Annotated in this window: 21 protein-coding genes; 10 read left to right on the forward strand and 11 right to left on the reverse strand. The window is 64.0% G+C overall.

Annotation, left to right across the window (positions count from 1 at the left end):
- Window positions 1-23: 23 nt before the first annotated feature.
- From AC57B1_RS14850 to AC57B1_RS14865, 4 genes are all read right to left on the reverse strand, one after another.
- Window positions 24-662, reverse strand: a complete 639-nt coding sequence (locus AC57B1_RS14850) for a phosphatidylserine decarboxylase (protein ID WP_011487483.1) — start codon at window positions 660-662, stop codon at window positions 24-26.
- Between the two features lie 130 nt (window positions 663-792).
- Window positions 793-1809: a ketol-acid reductoisomerase gene (gene ilvC / locus AC57B1_RS14855; RefSeq protein WP_091795894.1), complete on the reverse strand. Its 1017-nt coding sequence runs from the start codon at window positions 1807-1809 to the stop codon at window positions 793-795.
- A gap of 119 nt (window positions 1810-1928) precedes the next feature.
- Complete coding sequence (gene ilvN / locus AC57B1_RS14860; protein ID WP_091795896.1) at window positions 1929-2420, reverse strand: acetolactate synthase small subunit; 492 nt, start codon at window positions 2418-2420, stop codon at window positions 1929-1931.
- 124 nt (window positions 2421-2544) lie between these two features.
- Window positions 2545-4308, reverse strand: a complete 1764-nt coding sequence (locus AC57B1_RS14865) for an acetolactate synthase 3 catalytic subunit (protein ID WP_091795898.1) — start codon at window positions 4306-4308, stop codon at window positions 2545-2547.
- A gap of 351 nt (window positions 4309-4659) precedes the next feature.
- Between AC57B1_RS14865 and AC57B1_RS14870 the strand changes: the two genes are divergently transcribed.
- From AC57B1_RS14870 to AC57B1_RS14915, 10 genes are all read left to right on the forward strand, one after another.
- The gene (locus AC57B1_RS14870) at window positions 4660-5223 is read left to right on the forward strand and encodes an RNA polymerase sigma factor (protein ID WP_011487480.1); all 564 of its coding nucleotides are present in this window, start codon (window positions 4660-4662) and stop codon (window positions 5221-5223) included.
- On the forward strand, window positions 5220-5648 hold the full coding sequence (locus tag AC57B1_RS14875) for a DUF3619 family protein (RefSeq protein WP_408183458.1): 429 nt from the start codon (window positions 5220-5222) through the stop codon (window positions 5646-5648). The genes AC57B1_RS14870 and AC57B1_RS14875 overlap by 4 nt, the downstream gene beginning before the upstream one ends.
- A 16-nt stretch (window positions 5649-5664) precedes the next feature.
- Window positions 5665-6429, forward strand: coding sequence for a DUF3106 domain-containing protein (locus tag AC57B1_RS14880; protein WP_408345267.1), 765 nt, complete (start codon window positions 5665-5667; stop codon window positions 6427-6429).
- A 12-nt stretch (window positions 6430-6441) separates the two neighbouring features.
- Window positions 6442-6963, forward strand: coding sequence for an RDD family protein (locus AC57B1_RS14885; protein WP_408345264.1), 522 nt, complete (start codon window positions 6442-6444; stop codon window positions 6961-6963).
- 332 nt (window positions 6964-7295) lie between these two features.
- A complete protein-coding gene (locus AC57B1_RS14890; protein ID WP_408183452.1) occupies window positions 7296-8237 on the forward strand; it encodes a UDP-2,3-diacylglucosamine diphosphatase in 942 nt (313 codons plus the stop codon).
- A 36-nt stretch (window positions 8238-8273) separates the two neighbouring features.
- On the forward strand, window positions 8274-9305 hold the full coding sequence (locus tag AC57B1_RS14895) for a glycosyltransferase family 4 protein (protein ID WP_091795909.1): 1032 nt from the start codon (window positions 8274-8276) through the stop codon (window positions 9303-9305).
- Window positions 9306-9325: 20 nt separating this feature from the next.
- A complete protein-coding gene (locus AC57B1_RS14900; RefSeq protein WP_408345261.1) occupies window positions 9326-9994 on the forward strand; it encodes a diacylglycerol kinase in 669 nt (222 codons plus the stop codon).
- Window positions 9995-10199: 205 nt separating this feature from the next.
- On the forward strand, window positions 10200-10925 hold the full coding sequence (locus AC57B1_RS14905; RefSeq protein ID WP_091795911.1) for a TetR/AcrR family transcriptional regulator: 726 nt from the start codon (window positions 10200-10202) through the stop codon (window positions 10923-10925).
- A 2-nt stretch (window positions 10926-10927) separates the two neighbouring features.
- Complete coding sequence (locus AC57B1_RS14910; RefSeq protein ID WP_408345258.1) at window positions 10928-11512, forward strand: LOG family protein; 585 nt, start codon at window positions 10928-10930, stop codon at window positions 11510-11512.
- A 24-nt stretch (window positions 11513-11536) separates the two neighbouring features.
- The gene (locus AC57B1_RS14915) at window positions 11537-12283 is read left to right on the forward strand and encodes an SDR family oxidoreductase (protein ID WP_496417865.1); all 747 of its coding nucleotides are present in this window, start codon (window positions 11537-11539) and stop codon (window positions 12281-12283) included.
- Window positions 12284-12309: 26 nt separating this feature from the next.
- Here AC57B1_RS14915 and AC57B1_RS14920 read toward each other — a convergent pair whose 3' ends face one another.
- The 7 genes from AC57B1_RS14920 to AC57B1_RS14950 all read right to left on the reverse strand — a co-directional run bounded on the left by AC57B1_RS14920 (window position 12310) and on the right by AC57B1_RS14950 (window position 20883).
- Entirely contained in the window at window positions 12310-12945 is a 636-nt protein-coding gene (locus AC57B1_RS14920; protein ID WP_496417866.1) for a DUF924 family protein, read from the reverse strand.
- Window positions 12938-13351, reverse strand: coding sequence for a group II truncated hemoglobin (locus AC57B1_RS14925; protein WP_408183439.1), 414 nt, complete (start codon window positions 13349-13351; stop codon window positions 12938-12940). The genes AC57B1_RS14920 and AC57B1_RS14925 overlap by 8 nt, the downstream gene beginning before the upstream one ends.
- Window positions 13352-13379: 28 nt before the next feature.
- The gene (locus AC57B1_RS14930) at window positions 13380-15962 is read right to left on the reverse strand and encodes an ABC transporter permease (protein ID WP_496417867.1); all 2583 of its coding nucleotides are present in this window, start codon (window positions 15960-15962) and stop codon (window positions 13380-13382) included.
- Window positions 15959-16570 carry a DUF4126 domain-containing protein gene (locus AC57B1_RS14935; RefSeq protein WP_496417868.1) on the reverse strand — a complete coding sequence of 204 codons (612 nt, stop codon included), beginning with the start codon at window positions 16568-16570 and terminating at the stop codon, window positions 15959-15961. Before AC57B1_RS14935 ends, AC57B1_RS14930 begins: the two co-directional genes overlap by 4 nt.
- A gap of 259 nt (window positions 16571-16829) precedes the next feature.
- Window positions 16830-17150, reverse strand: coding sequence for a quaternary ammonium compound efflux SMR transporter SugE (gene sugE, locus AC57B1_RS14940; protein ID WP_408183435.1), 321 nt, complete (start codon window positions 17148-17150; stop codon window positions 16830-16832).
- 204 nt (window positions 17151-17354) lie between these two features.
- Window positions 17355-18053 (reverse strand): two-component system response regulator KdpE, encoded by a 699-nt coding sequence (kdpE, locus tag AC57B1_RS14945; RefSeq protein WP_091795932.1) that lies wholly within the window; start codon window positions 18051-18053, stop codon window positions 17355-17357.
- Window positions 18046-20883 (reverse strand): DUF4118 domain-containing protein, encoded by a 2838-nt coding sequence (locus AC57B1_RS14950; RefSeq protein WP_496417869.1) that lies wholly within the window; start codon window positions 20881-20883, stop codon window positions 18046-18048. Before AC57B1_RS14950 ends, kdpE begins: the two co-directional genes overlap by 8 nt.
- Window positions 20884-21041: the final 158 nt, after the last annotated feature.

The raw sequence follows: 21041 nt of genomic DNA on the forward strand, positions 1-21041 counted from the left end.
CGGAAAACCTCCTTGGTGCCGCTTTATAGTTCAGCGAGGATCGTGGACGACGCGGAAACCTTTTCGCCAATCGACACGCGCGGACGGCTGCCCACCGGCAGATACACGTCGACGCGCGAACCGAAGCGGATAAATCCGTAACGCTGACCACGGGTGAGCGGCTCACCTGCCCGTACGTAGCAAAGAATGCGCCGCGCGATCAAACCGGCGATCTGCACCGACGTCACGGTCTGGCCGCCGGCCGTTTCGATCACGATCGCATTGCGTTCGTTTTCGGTGGAAGCCTTGTCCACCGCGGCATTCAGATACGCACCCGGAAAATATTCGACCTTGGAGATCGCGCCATCCACCGGCGAGCGTTGCGAGTGGACGTTGAAGACGTTCATGAACACGCTGATCTTCAGCGCTTCACGATTGGCATACGGATCGTGCGCGGTTTCGACTGCGACGATACGGCCGTCGGCCGGGCACAGCACGGCATTCGCCTGCGTGGGGATCGGGCGTGCCGGGTCGCGGAAGAACTGCACGACGAAAATCAACAGCAGCCAGAACAGCCATGAAACGCCGAATCCCGCGAAGAAGTGAATCAGGAGTGCAACGACGGCCGCGATGGCGATGAACGGCCAGCCTTCTCGCGCGATGATCGGATGTGGGTAATTCATGAATGGCTTCTGTGTTTTTGTAAAACCGTAGGATAGCAAAAGCCGCCCAGGGTTCAGCACCCTTGGACGGCTTTTTGATCTGTCCGGTTGTTACGGCATAGCGCCGCACCGGACATCAGCTTGAATCAGCTTAGTTCTTCGACTGGTCGACCAGCTTGTTCTTCGCGATCCACGGCATCATTGCGCGCAGCTTCGAACCGACCTGTTCGATCTGGTGCTCGGCCGTCAGACGGCGGCGCGATTGCAGCGTCGGTGCGCCGGCCTTGTTTTCGAGGATGAAGCTCTTTGCGTACTCGCCCGTTTGAATGTCGGTCAGCACAGCCTTCATCGCCTTCTTCGTTTCGGCCGTCACGATACGCGGACCCGTCACGTACTCGCCGTATTCGGCGTTGTTCGAGATCGAGTAGTTCATGTTCGCGATGCCGCCTTCGTAGATCAGGTCGACGATCAGCTTCAGTTCGTGCAGGCATTCGAAGTACGCCATTTCCGGCGCGTAGCCCGCTTCCACCAGCGTTTCGAAGCCGGCCTTGATCAGGTCGACCGTACCGCCGCACAGCACGGCTTGTTCGCCGAACAGGTCGGTTTCCGTTTCTTCGCGGAAGTTCGTTTCGATGATGCCGGCACGGCCGCCGCCGTTCGCCGCAGCGTACGACAGCGCGATGTCACGTGCTGCGCCCGACTTGTCCTGCGCGACAGCGATCAGGTGCGGCACGCCGCCACCTTGCGAGTAGGTGCCGCGAACCGTGTGGCCCGGCGCCTTCGGCGCGATCATGATCACGTCGAGGTCGGCACGCGGAATCACCTGGCCGTAGTGAACGTTGAAGCCGTGTGCGAACGCAAGCGCTGCGCCTTGCTTGGCGTTAGCGTGCACTTCCTTCGCATAGACTTCGGCGATCTGCTCGTCCGGCAGCAGCATCATGACCACGTCTGCGCCCTTGACGGCTTCCGCCACTTCCTTGACTTGCAGGCCGGCGTTCTCAGCCTTGCTCCACGATGCGCCGCCCTTGCGCAGACCGACCGTGATGTTCACGCCGCTTTCCTTCAGGTTCAGCGCGTGCGCATGGCCTTGCGAGCCATAGCCGATGATGGTGACTTGCTTGCCCTTGATGAGGGAGAGGTCGGCGTCCTTGTCGTAGAAAACTTTCATGTCGGTTCCTTGGCTAAATTCGATGATTCAGTGAGATTCAAATACTGCATATAGTTGTTGCTGGCCGGGTTCTTAAAGGCACTGCCCGGCCTGGATCGAGACGGTTGAACGCTCGCGCGTCACACCTTCAGAATGCGCTCGCCGCGACCGATACCCGAGCTGCCCGTACGGACCGTCTCGAGAATCGCCGTCGCGTCGAGCCCTTCGATGAAAGCATCGAGCTTCTCGCTCGCGCCCGTCAGTTCGATCGTGTAGGTCTTTTCAGTGACGTCGATGATGCGGCCGCGGAAAATATCCGACATCCGCTTCATCTCCTCACGTTCCTTGCCGACCGCCCTCACCTTGATCAACATCAGCTCGCGCTCGATGTGGGCGCCCTCGGTAAGGTCGACCACTTTCACCACCTCGATCAGGCGGTTCAGATGCTTCGTGATCTGTTCGATCACGTCGTCCGAGCCAATGGAGACGATGGTCATGCGCGACAGCGAACGGTCTTCGGTCGGAGCCACCGTCAAGGTTTCAATGTTGTAGCCGCGTGCCGAGAAGAGACCAACCACGCGTGATAACGCGCCCGGTTCGTTTTCCAGCAGGACGGAAATGATGTGTCTCATGTTTCGCTTCTTCCAGATGTTTTGTCGATGTCTGCGAACGGTTCGCGCCGCTTCGTCCGCAGCTCGCCTTTCATGAAGGCGCGCAGGACGAAGCCAACGCGGCGTTTAACTCAACGCGCCGTCGTTATAGATCTTCCGAACCCATGAGCATCTCGGTGATGCCCTTGCCGGCCTGAACCATCGGCCAGACGTTTTCGGTCGGATCGGTCTGGAAATCGAGAAACACCGTGCGATCTTTCAGGCGCAGCGCTTCCTTGAGCGCCGGCTCGACATCTGCCGTGCGTTCGATACGCATGCCGACATGGCCGTACGCTTCGGCGAGCTTCACGAAATCCGGCAGCGCATCCATGTACGAATGCGAATAGCGCTTGCTGTATTCGATCTGCTGCCACTGGCGCACCATGCCCAGATAGCGGTTGTTCAGCGAAATGATCTTCACCGGAGTCTCATACTGCTTGCAGGTGGAGAGCTCCTGAATGCACATCTGGATCGAGCCTTCGCCCGTGATACAGAGCACGTCGTCGTCCGGGTGCGCCATCTTCACGCCCATCGCCGCCGGCAGGCCGAAGCCCATCGTGCCGAGACCACCGGAGTTGATCCAGCGGCGCGGCTTGTTGAAGCGATAGAACTGCGCCGCCCACATCTGGTGCTGGCCGACGTCGGAACACACGAAGGCATTGCCGTCGGTCAGTTCCCACGCCTTTTCCACCACGTACTGCGGCTTGATGATGTCGCTCTTGCGGTCGAACTTGAGGCAGTCTTTCGCGCGCCAGGCTTCGATGTCCTTCCACCAGTCGGCGAGCGCCGCGGTGTCCGGGCCATGCTCGGCCGTTTGCAGCTGCTCGATCAGCTCCTTCAGCACTTCCTTCACGTCGCCGACGATCGGAATGTCGACCTTGACGCGCTTGGAGATGGAGGACGGATCGATGTCGATATGGATGATCTTGCGCGGACGCGATGCGAAGTGCGCCGGGTCGCCGATCACACGGTCGTCGAAACGCGCGCCGATCGCGATCAGCACGTCGCAGTGCTGCATCGCCATGTTGGCTTCGTACGTGCCGTGCATGCCGAGCATGCCGAGGAATTTCTTGTCGCTCGCGCGGTAGCCGCCCAAACCCATCAACGTGTTGGTGACGGGGTAGCCGAGCAGATCGGCGAACTGGTTCAACTCACGCGATGCGTCCGCGAGAATGATGCCGCCGCCGGTATAGATGTACGGACGCCTGGCCGACAACAACAGCGAGACCGCTTTGCGGATCTGGCCGGAGTGGCCCTTCGTGACCGGGTTATACGAACGCAGCGAAACCGTTTTGAGCGGTTCGTACTGGCACGGCGCCTTCGACACGTCTTTCGGAATGTCGATCAGCACCGGGCCGGGACGGCCGGTACGAGCAATGTAGAAGGCTTTCTTGACGGTGGCGGCGAGGTCGCGCACGTCCTTCACGAGGAAGTTGTGCTTCACGCAAGGACGCGTGATACCAACCGTGTCGCACTCCTGGAACGCATCCTGGCCGATCGCGGCAGTCGGCACCTGGCCGCTGATCACCACCATCGGGATCGAATCCATGTACGCGGTGGCGATGCCCGTCACCGCATTGGTGACGCCGGGGCCGGAGGTCACGAGGCACACACCGACCTTGCCGGTGGAACGCGCATAGGCGTCGGCGGCGTGGACCGCGGCCTGCTCGTGGCGCACGAGGACGTGCTGGAATTTGTCCTGCTTGTACAGCTCGTCGTAAATGTAGAGTACCGAGCCGCCGGGATAGCCCCAGACAAACTCGACGTCTTCGTCGGCCAGTGCCTTCATGAGCACAGTGGCGCCGATAGAGTCAGCTTCGGGATGGGGGGTCGTATCCGACGTGGAGAATTCCGCGCTGGGCATATTCATTTATTCACCTTTCGAATTTTCGGCAAAAAATTGATCGGGTGCTCTCTGCCGGGCTTGTGGCTCGGGTTCAAGCGGCGCGTCCAGTTGACAGGTGAGCTTCTTGGGCCACACCTCAATGAGACAAGTCACTTATGTTGCGAACCAGCGACGATATCTGCAGACGCCCGCGCGGTCAAGCAAATATTGCCTGAGCACGCCGCACCGAACTCTCGATATTGACCGAAAGGCTGTTATGGAGATGCAAGCTGAATCACGTTTCGCCCCAGCGGCGCAAAAGTTTGTTAGCATCCGCGAGTTTTACGACATTTTTCGACCGATTACGCGCACGCTCGCTGCGCCGACCCCCAACGGATGGCATCAGACAAGGAACTCGCCGATTTTCTGGCGGGCGTCGAAAGGCGCGCATTCAAGCAGACGGTCTACGCCGTGCGGGACGACGACGCCTCGCTCGACATCGTGCAGGACGCGATGATCAAGCTCGCCGAAAAATACGGCGACCGTCCGGCGGCCGAACTTCCGCTCCTGTTTCAGCGTATTCTCCAGAATGCGATGCACGACTATTTCCGTCGTGCCAAAGTGCGCAATACTTGGGTTAGTCTCTTTTCGTCGCTCGGCAACGCCGACGACGACGAATTCGACCCCCTCGAAACCTTCGAGGCCCAGCAAGGCTCGGCGGGCGCCGAGAGCAACGAACAGAAACTCGAACGCGAACAGGTCCTGCAGTTAATCGACGACGAGATCCAAAAGTTACCGGCACGTCAACGGGAGGCGTTTCTCATGCGTTATTGGGAGGATATGGATGTCGCCGAGACTGCCGCCGCAATGGGCTGCTCCGAAGGCAGTGTGAAAACGCACTGCTCGCGGGCCACCCACACGCTGGCGCAAGCGCTCAAGGCCAAAGGAATCACGCTATGAGCTCCCTAGAAACCAAAGAACTCGAGTTCGCCCGCCAGGTGCGCCGCGCGCTCGACGAAAACGCCGCCAGCATTCCGTCCGCCACTGTCGATCGACTCGCCGCGGCGCGCCGCGCCGCGCTCGCCCGCAAGAAGCCCGAAACCGTGAGTGCGCCCGTGTTCGTGCCGGCCTTCGCCGGCGCGGGCGTGCCTGCCGGCATGCCGCCAGCGGAACTGCCGCAGCGCCGCCGTTCGCCGCTGCGCCGCTTCGCGCTTGCGTGGCCGCTCGTCGCGCTGGTGGTCAGCCTCGTGGGGATCGCCTACTGGGAAGACCAGCAACGCACCGCCGAGCTCGCCGATATCGATGCTGCCATGTTAAGCGACGACCTGCCGCTCAATGCCTATCTCGACCACGGTTTCAACGCGTACCTTTCACGCGCCCACTGAGCGGGAGATTTCTCGGGTGAGTTACAAGCGCGGCCTGGCCGTTGTTTTCGGATGCACGATCGCGGCCCTGGTGTCGTTCGCCGCGACATATCCGCGCTTTTACCCGGGTCCGTCGACCGCCAGTGCGCCCGTCGCGGGCGGCAACGCCACCGCCAAGGCGCCCGCGCCCTCGCCCACGCTCGCCGTCGAATTGCCGAGCCTGCCCGGCAGCAACAGCCCAATGGCGTGGACGCGCCTGACTTCCGCCGAGCATATCGCGCTCGCGCCGTTCGAAGCCCAATGGGATTCGTTTAGCGACGAACGCAAGCGCAAATGGATCAAGATCGCATCACGTTACCCGAAGATGTCGCCCGATGCGCAAAAACGCCTACACGAGCGCATGACTGAGTGGACCCGCATGACGCCCGATCAGCGGCGTGTCGCGCGAGAAAACTATCAGGTGTCGAAGGAATTGCCGCGCGAAGCCCGGCAGAACGCGTGGAAGGCCTATCAGCAACTGCCCGAAGAGCAGAAGGAACGGCTCGCCGCCAGCGAGCGCAAACGGCGGCCGAGCGTCGTCAGTGCGCCGCCCTCGGGCCGCAGTGAGATCAAGGGACTCGATCGGCTCGTGAATGCGCGTGAGCACGGCGCAAGCGGCGCCGCAGCCGTGAGCGCCGCGGCGGCCGCGTCGTTGCCGAGCCCGGCCGCCGCGCCGCCGATTCCCGCCACCGGCAGCTTCGTGCCCGCTACGCCGCTGCCGGTTTCACCGGCTGAAGCGCCGTCGATCTTCAACGGCTCCTGATCGGACCCCGCAGTGTCCCAGCCGCTTTCTCCCGCCGCATTGCCCGTTGATGCAACCGGCAATGCGCCCACCGTAAGGCGGCGTCTCGCAGCGCTGCTGTACGAAGCGCTGATTCTGTTCGGCGTGGTGTTCATCGCCGGATATCTGTTCAGCACCCTGACCCAGCAACGCAACGGGCTGACCCATCACAACCTGCTGGCCGCATGGATCGGGCTCGTGGTCGGCGTGTACTTCGTCTGGTTCTGGACCCACAGCGGCCAGACCCTGCCGATGAAAACCTGGCGTCTGCGCGTCGTCGCCGCCGACGGTGCGCCGCTCTCCACCGGTCGTGCCATAACCCGCTACGTGCTTGCGTGGCTGTGGTTTTTGCCGCCGCTCGCGCTGCATCCGCTGCTCGGACTCAAGCTGCCGCAGACGCTCGCGATCGCCGGAATCTGGTTCGTGTTGTGGGCCGCCACCGGGCGGTTCGATTCGCAACGCCAATTCCTGCACGATCGCCTCGCCGGCACTCGGGTCGTTAGCGTCTCCGGTTGAGCGGTAGAACTCGCCGGGCAATTCCTTCGCTCTCCTGTTGGACCGGCGCCACATCGTGAGATCTGCACCGGCGGTTCTTTTGATGCGTTGATTTCCGCCTCTCGCGCTTTGCGGCTTCTCCGGCTTCACCGCCCCTCGCCCTCCGCCGCGCCTCCCGCTTCACAGACCATCGCACCTCACACCAATTCGATTTCACTGCATCTTCCGCCTCGCATCTCACACCCCACCGCCCCCTGTCCCCGCGTCCGCAGTAATAAGAACTTCTCATGACTGTCACGGCACAGTCACGCGCGCCCGGCCCAATACGGGCACCGCAACTCGACGCGTGAGCCATGGACCCCAAAACGTCCGCGACTTCCCTGTTCCGCCAGACCGGCCCGAGCGTCGACCCCGTCGCGTTCCTCCCGGAACCCAACCATAGCCACGGACGGCCGTTGCCCGTGGCGCCATTGCCGCTCGACGCCAACGCCGGCCAGCACGACGACGACCACGCCGCGCCGCACCGCTACCGCACCATCTGGCTCTCCGACATCCATCTCGGTTCGAGCGGCTGCCAGGCGCCCTATCTGCTCGATTTCCTGCGCCACAACGAGTCGGAGTATCTGTACCTCGTGGGCGACATCATCGACGGCTGGCAGTTGAAGAAAGGCTGGTACTGGCCGCAGGCGCACAACGACGTCGTGCAGAAGGTGCTGCGCAAGGCGCGCAAAGGCACCCAGGTGATCTACGTGCCCGGCAATCACGACGAAGCCGCGCGCCAGTTCTGCGATCTCGCGTTCGGCGACATCCACGTGCGCGGCGAGGCGTTTCACACCACGCTCGCCGGCAAGCGTCTGTGGATCGTGCACGGCGATCTGTTCGACGGCGTGATCCAGCACGCCAAGTGGCTCGCCTATCTCGGCGACACGCTCTACACCATGATCCTGATCCTGAACCGCTGGTTCAACCGGATCCGCAGCCGGCTCGGTTTTCCGTACTGGTCGCTATCGCAGTACCTGAAGCATCAGGTGAAGAACGCGGTGAATTTCATCTCGTCGTTCGAACGCGTGATGACCGACGAAGCGCGCCGCCGCGGCTGCGACGGCGTGGTCTGCGGGCACATCCACAAAGCCGAGATACGCGATATCGACGGCGTGCTGTATTGCAACGACGGCGACTGGGTCGAAAGTTTGTCAGCACTGGTCGAGACGTATGAAGGCGAACTCAAGGTGATCTACTGGACCGTGGTGCGCTCCCCTGAAGTGGGCGTGCAAAAGGCCCGGGCGACCGCGTAGTCCCTGCTTGTTAACTTCTCTATTGGGCCGAAACCGATGAAGATCATGATCGTCACCGACGCATGGGAACCGCAGGTCAATGGCGTCGTGCGCACGCTGAAAAACACCACGCGCGAACTCAGCGCACTCGGCCACCGCGTCGATCTGCTGACGCCGCTCGAGTTCAAGACGATCCCTTGCCCGACCTATCCGGAGATCCGTCTGTCGCTGCTGCCGCGCCGCAAGCTGCGCCAGCGTATCGACGCATTCGCGCCCGACGCCTTGCATATCGCCACGGAAGGTCCGCTCGGCATGGCCGCGCGCGCCTATGCGATTCAACACAAGCTACCGTTCACGACCGCTTATCACACGCGTTTTCCGGAGTATGTGCAGGCGCGCTTCGGCATTCCGCTCGCCGCGACCTACAAGTTCCTGCACTGGTTTCACAAGCCGTCTCTGTCCGTGATGGCGCCCACGCCGGTCGTCAAGAGCGACCTGGAGAAATTCGGCTTCACCAACGTCGTGCTGTGGACGCGCGGCGTCGACCTGGACATCTTTCACCAGATGGACTCGAAGGTGCTCAATACCGCCCGGCCGATCTTTCTGTACGTGGGACGCGTGGCGGTCGAGAAAAACGTCGAGGCGTTTCTGAAGCTCGATCTGCCCGGCTCGAAGTGGGTGGCCGGTGAAGGCCCGGCGCTCGCCGAACTGAAGTCGCGCTATCCGCAAGCGAATTATCTGGGCGTGCTCACGCAGGCCGAACTGGCGAAGGTCTATGCGGCCGCTGACGTGTTCGTGTTCCCGAGCCGTACCGACACGTTCGGGCTCGTGCTGCTCGAAGCGCTCGCCTGCGGCACGCCCGTCGCGGCATATCCGGTCACCGGTCCGATCGACGTGCTCGGCGACGGCGGCGCCGGCGCGATGCACGAGGACCTGCGCGAAGCTTGCCTGGAAGCCCTGAAGATCGATCGCAACCATGCGCGCGCGTGGGCCGAACGCTTCTCGTGGGCGGCGGCCTCCGAGCAGTTCGCCGCGCATCTGAAGCCACTGCCGCGCGCAACGTACCGCGAGGAAAGCGCCGCCGCATGACGCGGCGCGCCGAGCTGTCCATGCGAACCAGAACCACTACTGTGGCCCGCGCGTCGAACGGCGCGCTGCGCGCCGTCGATACCGACAGTACCGCCAGCATCGAACCGTTCGACGACGTGAGTGAACCAGGCACGCCGAATCATGCAGATCACGCGCATGGTTTGGACGGCATGAACCGCACGAGCGTGACGAACGGCATGCGACACGCCCCGCAACGCGACGCACAAGACGAAACGCAGCACGACGCGCAGCACGAACCGCTCAGCCCCGACGATCCGCTCGCGCCGCTGCCCTTCAATCCGTACAAGGGCAATCGCGGCGTCACGCGCGCCTGGCACGCGATGAAAAATTCGCTCGCCGGATTTCGCGTCGCGATCCGCGAGGAAAGCGCATTTCGCCAGGAACTCACGCTCGCCGCGATCCTGATTCCGTGCGGCGTGCTGGTGCCGGTCGATCCGGTATCGCGCGTGCTGCTGCTCGGCTCCGTGCTGCTGGTGCTGATCGTCGAGTTGCTGAATTCGAGCGTCGAAGCGGCGATCGACCGCATTTCGCTCGAACGCCACGAACTCTCGCGACGCGCGAAGGATCTCGGCAGCGCGGCCGTGATGGTCGCGCTCGGCATGTGCCTGATGACGTGGCTGCTGATCGTCGGGCCGCTCGTGGTGCAGTGGCTCAAGGCATGGCTGTGAAGCCGCGCCGCGGCCGCTTCGGCGCAGCCGAACCGTAAGCGAACTGTGCGCGAAATCGGCGCGAATAATGAAAACCCTGAGTATTCGCTTGGTATAAGAACGCTCGGTTTATAATCGTTCGATACACCAACCGCGTCCGGGCGGATCACGCAAAGAGCGGCACGCCGCCGTGTGCCCCAGCCCGGCGTAACCAGGGCCGGACGACATGGAAGCCAAACCTCCCCGCCGCACGCGCGAACGGATTCTCGAACTCTCGTTGAAGCTGTTCAACGAAATCGGCGAGCCGAACGTCACGACGACGACGATCGCCGAGGAAATGGAAATCAGTCCAGGCAACCTGTACTACCACTTCCGCAACAAAGACGACATCATCAACAGCATCTTCAGCCAGTTCGAGCAGGAGATCGAAAAGCGTCTGCGTTTTCCCGACGACCATCGCGCGACCATCGACGAAATGTGGTCGTATCTGCAGTACATGGTCGATTTCACCTGGCGCTATCGCTTCCTGTATCGTGATCTGAACGATCTGCTGGCGCGTAATCGCACGCTCGAAACGCACTTCAAGCAGATCATCAGCCACAAGGTGCGTTTTGCGAGCCAGTTCTGCGAGCAGCTCGTGGCCGACGGCGAAATGGTCGCCACACCTGAAGAACTGCACGTGATCGCCACCAACGTCGGCGTGATCGGCACGTATTGGCTCTCGTACCAGTTCGTGATGAACCCGCGCAAATACAACGAGCAGGAAGCGATTCGCGCGGAACTGCATCAGGTGAGCGTGCAGATCGTCTCGTTGATGGCGCCTTATCTGCGCGGCCGCTCGCGGCAGATTTTCGACGACCTCGTGTCGGGCAAACTGCCCAAGCGCGAGTTTTACGACTACCTGCCGCCCAAGGAAGGCGCCGCGCCCCGCAACGAACCGAAGGACGCTTGAGCATGAAGTCGGTGTGTGTGTATTGCGGCTCCTCCAACGGGGCTAAACCGTTGTATGCCGAAGCGGCGCGCGCCTTTGGCCGCGCGCTGGTGCAAGCCGATCTGGCGCTCGTTTACGGCGGCGGCAAGGTCGGTCTGATGGGCGTGATCGCCGACACCGTGATGGCCGAAGGCGGCCGCGCGATCGGCGTGATTCCCGAACTGCTGGTCAGCAAGGAAGTCGGTCACAACGGCCTGACCGAATTGCACGTGGTGCCCGACATGCATCATCGCAAGAAGATGATGGCCGACCTGTCCGACGCGTTCGTCGCGATGCCGGGCGGCGCGGGTACGCTCGAAGAACTGTTCGAGGTCTACACGTGGGCGCAACTCGGCTACCACCAGAAACCGGTGGCCGTGCTGAATATCGACGGCTTCTATGACCCGTTGATCAATCTGCTGCAGCATACCGTCGAAGAAGGCTTCATGCGCCAGACCTATTTCGACATCCTGCAGATCGACGCCGATCCCGCCGCGTTGATCGGCAAGCTGCAACGCTATCAGCCGCCCGCCAGCGACAAATGGGCGATCAAGCGCGACGCGGTCTGACTTTTCCCGAACCATGAGGTTGCGATGACGAAAGCCGTTCTGATCACCGGTGGCAGCCGCGGCATTGGCCGCGCGACCGCGCGTTTGCTGGGTGCGCGCGGCTGGTCCGTCGGCGTGAATTACGCGCAGAATCTCGCGGCAGCGCAAGAGACGGCCGCCGAAGTGGAACGCGCCGGCGGCCGCGCGTTGACGATCGCCGGCGACGTCGCGAACGAAGCCGACGTGCTGGCCATGTTCGACACGCTTGAACAGAAGTCCGGGCGGCTCGATGCACTCGTCAACAACGCGGGCATCGTCGCGCCGTCCAGCCAACTCGCCGACATGGACCTCGCGCGCCTGAAGCGCATGTTCGACGTCAACGTGCTGGGCGCGTATCTCTGCGCACGCGAAGCCGCGCGGCGCATGTCGACCACGCGTGGCGGCGCGGGCGGCGTGATCGTGAACGTTTCGTCGGCGGCGTCGCGGCTCGGCTCACCGAACGAATATGTCGACTATGCCGGCTCGAAAGGCGCCGTCGACACCATGACGCTCGGCCTCGCCAAGGAACTCGGCCAGCAAGGCGTGCGCGTCAATGCGGTGCGTCCCGGTCTGATCGACACTGAGATCCACGCGAGCGGCGGCAAGCCCGAGCGCGCCGCGCAACTCGGCGCGACCACGCCGTTGGGCCGCCCCGGCACGGCCGGTGAAGTGGCCGAGGCCATCGTCTGGTTGCTGAGCGACGCCGCCTCGTATGTGACGGGCGCACTCCTCGACGTGGCGGGCGGCCGCTAGGCGTTTCGCGCGCGCTGACCGCAAATCTAGAACGATGAACCCGGTTCGCGCAGGAATGCGCTTTCTTCAGCCGTCGAAGAACGCCCGAGCAGCGCATTGCGATGCGGAAAGCGCCCGAACCGCTCGATGATTTCCGCGTGGCGCACCGCGGACCGATAATACGACGCGCCGCCCGGTTCAGCTTTCAGCAGTTTGAAGAGTCGCAAAGATTCGCGCTGACCCGCGAGCGTCTCGTCGTGTTCGAAAGGCAAATAGGCGAACGCGCGATGATGCGCGCTCGGCAACAAGCGATCGGCGCCGCTTGCGATCATCTGCTGCGCGGTTTGCAATGCCTTGTGGTCGGCCGCGAACGCGCGCGATGTGCCACGATGACAATTACGGGAAAACTGGTCGAGCACGATGACGAGCGCCAACCCGCCGAGCGGTGTGCCGGCCCAGTGGTCGAGCGTGGACTCGCATGCCGCATCGATCAGGGTTCCGAAGCGTTCACGCAGCATCGTGTCGAACGCCGCGTCGCGTGAAAACCAGCGTTTGTGCTGCTTACCGAACTCGGGCGTGCCCGGCACGCCGAACCAGCAGTCGAGAACTTCGCGTGCCTGCGGAGGCAGAACGGCATAGTCCGCCGAAGTCGTACGCGAAGTCTGCCCAGCCTCCTCAGCCATTGCGATTGCGCATCCAGTCGGCCGTTTCGAAGAACGAGCCTAGCAAGCGCTCTCTCAGCGGTTCCGCGAGCCCGATATCTTCCATTGCCCACGCCATGCATCTGAGCCACTGATCGCGCTCGCCGGATGCGATCGCGAACGGCAGATGCCGAGCACGCAGACGCGGATGGCCGAAGCGGCTGATGTAATGATCCGGACCGCCCAACCATCCGCATAAAAACCAGAAGAACTTGTCGCGCGAACCGTCGAGCGATTGCGGATGCAACGCCCGGATTCCGGCGAAGTCTGCTTCAAGATCCATCAGATCGTAAAAGCGGTCCACCAGTTCGCGCACGCGCGCCTCGCCGCCCACCAGTTCGAAGGCCGTGGGCTGCGCCGCGGACACTTCGTCGTTCAAATCACTCATACCCACTCACCAACCAGAAAAAAGGAATTCACGCATCCCGCAGCGATTGCAACGCGGGCCGCGCCAGCACATGCCGCAAGCTCAGCCAGCCGCCCACGCCGGCGCACGCGATGCCGGCAGCAATGCCCGCCGGCAAGAGCCAGGGATCGAAGCTCAGATAAAACTCGAACACGCGCGTTGCCAGCACGTAGCCGATAGCCTGCGCGCCCACCGCCGCCATCAGACCCGCCAGCGCGCCCACCGCGACGAACTCGGCAACCTGCACCGAGCGCACCTGACGATGCGACGCACCTAATGCGCGCAGCAGCGCGGATTCTCGCATGCGCTCATCACGCGTGCCGGCGAGCGCCGCGTACAGCACGAGTACACCCGCGGCAAGCGTGAACGCGAACAGGAACTGCACCGCGCCGATCACCTGCTGCAACACGCGCTGCACCTGCGCGAGAATCGGACCGGTATCGATCGCCGTGAGGTTCGGATAAGTGGAGATCAGGCCGTCGATGGTCGACTGCTTCTCCTGCGGCAGATGGAAGCTCGTGATGAACGTCGCCGGAAAATCCTGCAATGCGGCGGGCGGCATCAGCACGAAGAAGTTGACCTTGAACGAGCCCCAGTCGAGCTTGCGCACACTCGTGACGGGCGCGTCGATCTGCAAGCCGGTCACGTCGAAACGCAGCATGTCGCCGGGCTTCACGTTGATCAGCTTGGCGAGGCCCTGCTCGATCGAAATCTGCGGCGTGGTTGTGTCGCCATACCACGTGCCGGCGGAGAGTCGATTGTCGTCGGGCAACTCGGTGGTGTACGACAGATTGAACTCGCGATCCACGAGACGTTTGGCGTCGTCACCCTTGAACGCATCCGGATTGACCGGCTTGCCGTTGATCGCCGTCAGCCGGCCGCGCACCATCGGCGAAAGCACCGTGCCCGGCACGCCGTGGGTGCTCAGATAGTGTGTGACGGCGTCGCGCTGATCAGGCTGGATATCGATGATGAACTCGTTCGGCGCATCGGGCGGCGTCGATTTGCGCCAGCCGGCCACGAGGTCGTTACGCGTCATCGCAATCAGCAACAGACACATCAGCCCGATGCCGAGCGCGGTGATCTGCAATGCGCTCGCGCTGCTGCGCCGTTCGAGCGATGCCAGTGCATAGCGCCAGCCGATTCCCGCATTCACGCGCTCGCTGCGCACCACGCGCGCCGCGCCCCACAACGCGAGCCGCGCGATGCACGCGAACACCAGCAGCCCGCCCGCGAAGCCGCCCGCCACGATCCCGCCGAGCTTTAGCTCGCCGGCCGCGACGATCAGCAGCGCCGCGAACAGCACGATGCCGAGCGCGTAAGCCGCCCATGCGGTGCGGCCCGCCTCGCCCCATTCACGGCGCAGCACGCGTACCGGCGGCACTCTTGTGAGCGGCAACAGCGGCGGTAACGCGAAGCCCAGCAACAGCACGAGACCGGCCGCGATGCCTTCGAGCGCCGGCCATGCGGTCGGATACGGCAGCGCGACATCGATCAGACTGCCGAGCCACGTGAGCAGCGCGAGGTGCCCCAGACAACCGAGCGCCACACCCAGCGCGCCGCCGATCAAACCGAGCCCCACGAATTCGAGCGTGAAGAGCGCGCGCAGTGTCGCCTGACTGACGCCGAGGCAGCGCAGCACCGCGCAGCCGTCCAGATGCCGGCGCATGTATCGATGCGCGGCCATCGCAATCGCCACGGCCGCCAGCAACGCGGTGAGCAGCGAGACGAGCGTGAGGAAATGACTCGCGCGGTCGAGTGTCTGGCGCACTTGCGGCTGGCCGTCCTGCAACGATTCGAGCGCGACGCCGCGCATCTTGCCGCCGTCCACGCGGTCGTGCGCGAATTGCGCGAAACGCGCCACCGATTCGTCGGGCCCCGCGACCAGCAAGCGGTACGTCACGCGGCTGCCGTAAGCGATGAGGCCGGTCGACGGCACGTCGTCAGCGCGCAGCATCAGGCGCGGCGAGAAATTGACGAACGAGAAACCGCGGTCGAGTTCGCGCGTGATGACCGCGCCGATCGTGAAATTGCGATTGCCGACTTTCACCGTATCGCCGACATGCACCTTCAGCGCGTCGAGCAACGCCTGATCGACCCACACGACGCCCGGCGGCGGAATCGATCGCGCCGGATAGTCCGCCCCGCCCGGCGCCGAGGCAATGCGCAGCGCGCCGCGCAGCGGATAACCGGGCGACACCGCCTTGATGGCGGCGAGCCGCGAGACCGGCTGCGCGCCGGTCGAGTTGATCATGCTGGGAAAGATTGCCGTGCTGGCGGTGTTCAAACCGAGCGCTTTGGCTTGCCCGGCGAATTGCGGATCGACCGGATGATCGGCCCGCACGATGAAGTCGGCGGCGATCATGCGCCGCGCGTCGCGCTCGAGCCCCTGGTGCAAACGGTCAGCCAGAAAGCCGACACTCGACAAAGCCGCCACGGCCAGCACCAGCGCCAGCAGCAGCATCGTCAATTCGCCCGCGCGCCAGTCGCGCGACGTCATACGAACGGACTGGCGCAACAGATCCCTACCGCCGAACCGGCGCGTCGGCGGTGTCGCCATGCGCGCCGCGGAACCCCGTACCGTATCGCTCAATCGTGCCTGCTCCTGGCAAAGCGCGACACCATGTGCGTCGCCATGCCGCGAAAACCGCCCTGCACCCCACGCCAGAGCCGCGGCAACGCCCAGCCGGCCAGCATCAGGAAGCCCACCATCAACACCAGAAAGAGGAGCGGCACGAACAGCGCGAGCAAGATGCCGCCGAACACGAGCCCGTCTTCAGCCGTCGAGGTCACGACATTCGACACCGGTTCCGGCGACAGGTTGATCAGCGCGCGCGTCCCCGCTTTGGCGAGGTGCGCCGTGCCCGCCAGCGTCCCGCCCGCGAGCGCGGCCACGGTCAACAGCGCCGGATCGGCATGGCCGAGCGCACCGGCGGCCAGCACGGCGCCCGCCGGAATGCGGATAAAGGTATGAACCGCGTCCCACAGCGAATCGAACGCGGGAATCTTGTCGGCGAGAAATTCGGTGACGGTCAGCACGCCCGCCACGCCGATCACCCAAGGCGAGGACAAGGCGGACAGCGTATCGGGAAGATGAACGAGGCCCAGACGGGCGAACACGCCGGCCAGCAGGACCGTCAGATAGAGGCGCAGACCGCTGCCCCACGAGAGGCCCGCAGCGAGCGAAAGTGATTCAAGCATGGCCGCCTCCGGGCGCGCTGTGCGTGCCGGGCGGCTTCGACGGGCCAATAATGAGGGAGCCGCACCGAAGTCGTCAGACCCGCGCCAAGCCGGCCGCGCCAAATGGGCCGCGGACAATGTCAGGTTGGATTCGATCTCATTATAGCCACGTTAATTCGCAGAACGCAGAGCGGCGAATAAATGGGGAGTTCGGTGCGGGCGCGAGCCCGGCGCCGCCGGACTCGACGGATACGTCCGGCGGCGGGTTCGAGTACGGGGCTCAATGCCCGGAAGAGAGCTTCAACCCGATCAGTCCGATCACGATGAGCGCCGCGCTGGCAACCCGGGCGACGGTCAACGCCTCGCCCATCATCACGATCCCGAAGATGAACGCGCCGACTGCGCCGATGCCGGTCCACACCGCGTAGGCCGTGCCGAGCGGCAACTGGCGCATGGCCATGGCGAGCAGTATGAAGCTGCCGAGCGCCGTCACGACCGTGAACACCGAAGGCCAGAGACGAGTGAAACCGTCGGAGGTTTTAAGACCGGCCGCCCAGGCGACTTCGAGCAAACCGGCGATCAACAGAAGAATCCAGGACATGAAACAGCTCCATGGTGAAATGGGGCCGTCCCCGTTCGTGAAACCGCAAGGTCGTCCTTACGAAATGTAATTATACCGGGACCGCCGGTAAGCCGCTGGGAGCGACTCGCGACAAGAGATCGCGCCGGCCGTGGCGGATTCACCACACTGCGCTGCCAGGCTGCGTCAACACACCGCATCACAGCGCCGCGTCATATCACCGCATCAAGCCGCGCCCACCAGCCGGTATCCCACCCCGGTTTCCGTAATGATATGTTCCGGCTGCGCCGGATCGCGCTCGAGCTTGCCGCGCAAATGCGCCATATAGATGCGCAGATAGTGATGGCTCTCGACATGCGACGGCCCCCACACGTCGCGCAGCAACTGGCGGTGCGTGAGCACGCGGCCGGCGTGGCGCACCAGCGTGGCGAGCAGCCGGTACTCGATCGGCGTCAGATGGACGGCCGCGCCGTCGCGGCTCACCTGCCGCAAGGCCAGGTCGACGGTCACGGCGCCGAAGCGCACTTGCGGCGACTCGTTCGCACCACCCTGATTACGCCGCCGCATATGCGCGCGGATTCGCGCGAGCAACTCGGACACGCCGAACGGCTTGGTGAGGTAGTCGTCCGCGCCGGCATCGAGCGCGGCGACTTTTTCGCTTTCCTGCGTGCGCGCCGACAGCACGATCACCGGCAATTCGCTCCAGCCGCGCAGTTCGCGGATCACGTCGAGGCCGTCGGTGTCGGGCAGGCCGAGATCGACAATCACCAGATCGGGCTTGCGCGTGGCGGCTTCGACAAGACCTTGCTTGCCGGTTTCGGCGTCGTGCACGACGATGCCCTCGCCTTCCAGCGCCGTTCGCACAAAGCGGCGAATCTGCTTTTCGTCTTCGATCAGGACGACGGTGATGCTCGGGTCACTCATGGGTAGGCTTGGCAAGCGTGTTAGGAGTTGGTTCGCTGTCGGTGTCGGCGTGCGTCAAAGCATCGGCGCCTTCGTCTTCGAGTGCGTCCGGTGCGTCGGGCGGCGTTTCCACGGGCAGCGTGAACCAGAAGCGCGCGCCTTCCACATGGCCGTCCGCCGACACGCGATTGAGCGCGCCGATTGTACCGCCGTGCGCTTCCACGATCGCGCGGCAGATCGCAAGCCCAAGACCGATGCCCGGCTTGGCCGACTCTTTCTCGCCACGCGTGAACTTCTCGAACACGCGTGCTTCCATGCCGGCGGGCAGGCCCGGGCCGTCATCGTCGACGGTGACGCGCACGAACGACTTGCCGTCCGCGTCGAGACGCTGCGCGCCGATCGTCAACGGCGTGGTCGGCGCGGTGTATTTGGCCGCGTTTTCGAACAGGTTGGAAAAGAGCCGCTCCATCAGCACGGCGTCGAGGTGCAAGAGCGGCAAGTCGGCGGCCAACTTCACCTGCACCGGATGATTCGCCAGCACGCGTTTGCACGCGCGCAGCGCGGCCCCCACGGTTTCTTCGAGCAGCGTCCATTGCTGATTAAGTTGCAGACTGCCCGCCTGCAGGCGGGCCATGTCGAGCAGATTCGTGACGATGCCGGTCATGCGCAGCGCTTCCTCGTGAATCGCTTCGACCAGTTCGCCGCTGGGCTGCGTATCAGGCGATTGCGCGAGCATCGACGAGAAGCCGACGATGGTCGTCAACGGCGTGCGCAGATCGTGCGAGATCGCCGACAACAACGAGTTGCGCAGGCGCTCCGACTCCATGTTGACGAGCGCGTCGCGCGCGATGTCCACGTAGTGCACCCGTTCCAGCGCGAGCGCGATCTGCGCGGCGAACGCGTCGAGCATGCGCTGCTGTTCGGGCACGTCGAGTTCACCCTCGTTGCGCATCACGACCGCCAGCACGCCGCGCGTACGCATGGGCGCCTTCAGCGGCAAATAGAGCGCGGCGGCGGCCGGCAGCGTGTCGGTGCCGTGACCGGCCGGCTTCTGCTGATCGTAGACCCATTGGCCGACGTCGCTATCGAGCATCTCGCCTTCCAGCGTGACCGCCGCGTCGGGATCCTCGATCTTCTGTTTGACCTGATCGGCGCTATCCGGCAACAGAATCGCGACGCGTGCGCCGAACACCTCGCTCACATGACGGCTGCCTATGCCGACGATCTGCTCCGTGGTCAACGCCGCGGCCAGCTCGCGCGCCATCGCGTACATTGCGCCGGTGCGTTGCTCGCGCCGCCGCGCCACGCTCGCCTCACGGCGCAGGCTCGAGGTGAGATGGCTGATCACCAGCGAGGTCAGCAGCATGCCGAAGAAGGTCAGCAGATACTGCGTGTCCGAGACCGACAGCGACATGCGCGGCGGCACGAAGAAGAAGTCGAACGCAGCCACGCTCATGAACGACAGCACCACACCCGGCCCGCGCCCGAGCTTCACCGCGGCGAAGATCACGCCGAGCAGATACAGCATGACGAGGTTGGTCAGATCGATATGGTCGATCAACTGGCTCGACAGCAAAGTAATGGCCGCGCAGATCGCCAGCGCGAAAGCGTAGGCGCGCGGCGGCGAGCGGCGTTCGCGCGCGGCGCTCAACGCATCGCGCCAGGCGTTCGCGGTGGTGTTCAACAGATGCCGATGCTCGCCGCCGTCGCGCTCAGAAGAAGCGCGAATCAGCGTGAGATCGAGATCGCCCGCTGCCGTTTCGGCGATACGCTCGCCGAGGGGCTTGCGCAACCAGCGCTGCAGGCCCGTGCGCGCCGACGCGCCGGCCACGAGCTTCGACACATTGCGAGCCTGCGCGTAGCCGATCAATGCGGCGGCCGCGTCGGCGCCCGCCAGCGTCGCGGTTTCGGCGCCGAGTTCGGCGGCGAGCTTCAGCGCGTTCAGCGTGCGTTCGCGGCGCGCATCCGGCAAACGCTGCAGCGCGGGCGTCTCGACATAGACGGCGATCCAGTCGGCCTTCAGGCTGGCGGCAAGGCGCGCCGCCGCGCGCACCAGCATCGGCGCTTCCGGCCCGGGGCCGACGCACACCAGCAAGCGCTCGCGCGCCTGCCAGATGCGCTGGATCGAACGGTCGGCGCGATACTCCCGCATCTGCGCATCGACGCGATCCGCGGTGCGGCGCAGCGCCAACTCGCGCAATGCGATCAGGTTGCCTTTGCGAAAGAAGTTGCGCACCGCGCGTTCGGCCTGCTGCGGCAAATACACTTTGCCGTCGCGCATGCGGTCGAGCAGTTCCTCGGCGGGCAAGTCGACCAGCGTGACTTCGTCGGCGCGATCGAACACGCGATCCGGCACGGTCTCCCAGACGCGAATGCCGGTGATCTGCCCGACCACGTCGTTCAGACTTTCGAGGTGCTGGACGTTGACCGTCGTATAGACGTCGATGCCCGCGTCGAGCAGTTCGTAGACATCCTGCCAGCGCTTCAGGTGGCGCGCGCCCTGCACGTTCGAATGCGCGAGTTCGTCGACGAGAATCAGTTGCGGCTTGCGGGCGAGCGCGGCGTCCAGATCGAACTCGCCGAGCTTGCGGCCGCGATATTCGATCTGCGCGAGCGGCAGCACGTCGAGGCCCTCGAGCAGCGCCGCGGTTTCACTGCGGCCATGGGTTTCGGCGATGCCGACCACCACGTCCGCGCCTTCATCGTAACGGCGGCGCGCGGCCTGCAACATCGCATAGGTTTTGCCGACGCCGGCCGACGCGCCGAAAAAAATCTTCAACCTGCCTCGCTGACGTTTTTCTTCGTCGCGTTGCAGCTTGTCGAGCAGCTCATCGGGATCGGGGCGGTTCATGCTCAATGGTTTTCATCGTTGGGCGAGCGTCAGTCTACGCATGGTGGCACGGCGGCGGCGCGGCCGCAAATGGCGGGGGCCGCTCATGGCGGCCAGCACAGATCGCTTCGCGCCGCGGCTACGCTCATGCCGCACCGCCATCATGCGCGCTACGCCGC

This window comes from Paraburkholderia sp. BGA-UO-ETr-F21, assembly GCF_059567925.1.

Bases quoted from the DNA above. Each gene is read 5' to 3' on its own strand.
- AC57B1_RS14850 (WP_011487483.1), bottom strand. From the start codon at position 662: ATGAATTACCCACATCCGATCATCGCGCGAGAAGGCTGGCCGTTCATC.
- ilvC (WP_091795894.1), bottom strand. From the start codon at position 1,809: ATGAAAGTTTTCTACGACAAGGACGCCGACCTCTCCCTCATCAAGGGC.
- ilvN (WP_091795896.1), bottom strand. From the start codon at position 2,420: ATGAGACACATCATTTCCGTCCTGCTGGAAAACGAACCGGGCGCGTTA.
- AC57B1_RS14865 (WP_091795898.1), bottom strand. From the start codon at position 4,308: ATGAATATGCCCAGCGCGGAATTCTCCACGTCGGATACGACCCCCCAT.
- AC57B1_RS14870 (WP_011487480.1), top strand. From the start codon at position 4,660: ATGGCATCAGACAAGGAACTCGCCGATTTTCTGGCGGGCGTCGAAAGG.
- AC57B1_RS14875 (WP_408183458.1), top strand. From the start codon at position 5,220: ATGAGCTCCCTAGAAACCAAAGAACTCGAGTTCGCCCGCCAGGTGCGC.
- AC57B1_RS14890 (WP_408183452.1), top strand. From the start codon at position 7,296: ATGGACCCCAAAACGTCCGCGACTTCCCTGTTCCGCCAGACCGGCCCG.
- AC57B1_RS14895 (WP_091795909.1), top strand. From the start codon at position 8,274: ATGAAGATCATGATCGTCACCGACGCATGGGAACCGCAGGTCAATGGC.
- AC57B1_RS14900 (WP_408345261.1), top strand. From the start codon at position 9,326: ATGCGAACCAGAACCACTACTGTGGCCCGCGCGTCGAACGGCGCGCTG.
- AC57B1_RS14905 (WP_091795911.1), top strand. From the start codon at position 10,200: ATGGAAGCCAAACCTCCCCGCCGCACGCGCGAACGGATTCTCGAACTC.
- AC57B1_RS14910 (WP_408345258.1), top strand. From the start codon at position 10,928: ATGAAGTCGGTGTGTGTGTATTGCGGCTCCTCCAACGGGGCTAAACCG.
- AC57B1_RS14915 (WP_496417865.1), top strand. From the start codon at position 11,537: ATGACGAAAGCCGTTCTGATCACCGGTGGCAGCCGCGGCATTGGCCGC.
- AC57B1_RS14920 (WP_496417866.1), bottom strand. From the start codon at position 12,945: ATGGCTGAGGAGGCTGGGCAGACTTCGCGTACGACTTCGGCGGACTAT.
- AC57B1_RS14925 (WP_408183439.1), bottom strand. From the start codon at position 13,351: ATGAGTGATTTGAACGACGAAGTGTCCGCGGCGCAGCCCACGGCCTTC.
- AC57B1_RS14935 (WP_496417868.1), bottom strand. From the start codon at position 16,570: ATGCTTGAATCACTTTCGCTCGCTGCGGGCCTCTCGTGGGGCAGCGGT.
- sugE (WP_408183435.1), bottom strand. From the start codon at position 17,150: ATGTCCTGGATTCTTCTGTTGATCGCCGGTTTGCTCGAAGTCGCCTGG.
- kdpE (WP_091795932.1), bottom strand. From the start codon at position 18,053: ATGAGTGACCCGAGCATCACCGTCGTCCTGATCGAAGACGAAAAGCAG.
- AC57B1_RS14950 (WP_496417869.1), bottom strand. From the start codon at position 20,883: ATGAACCGCCCCGATCCCGATGAGCTGCTCGACAAGCTGCAACGCGAC.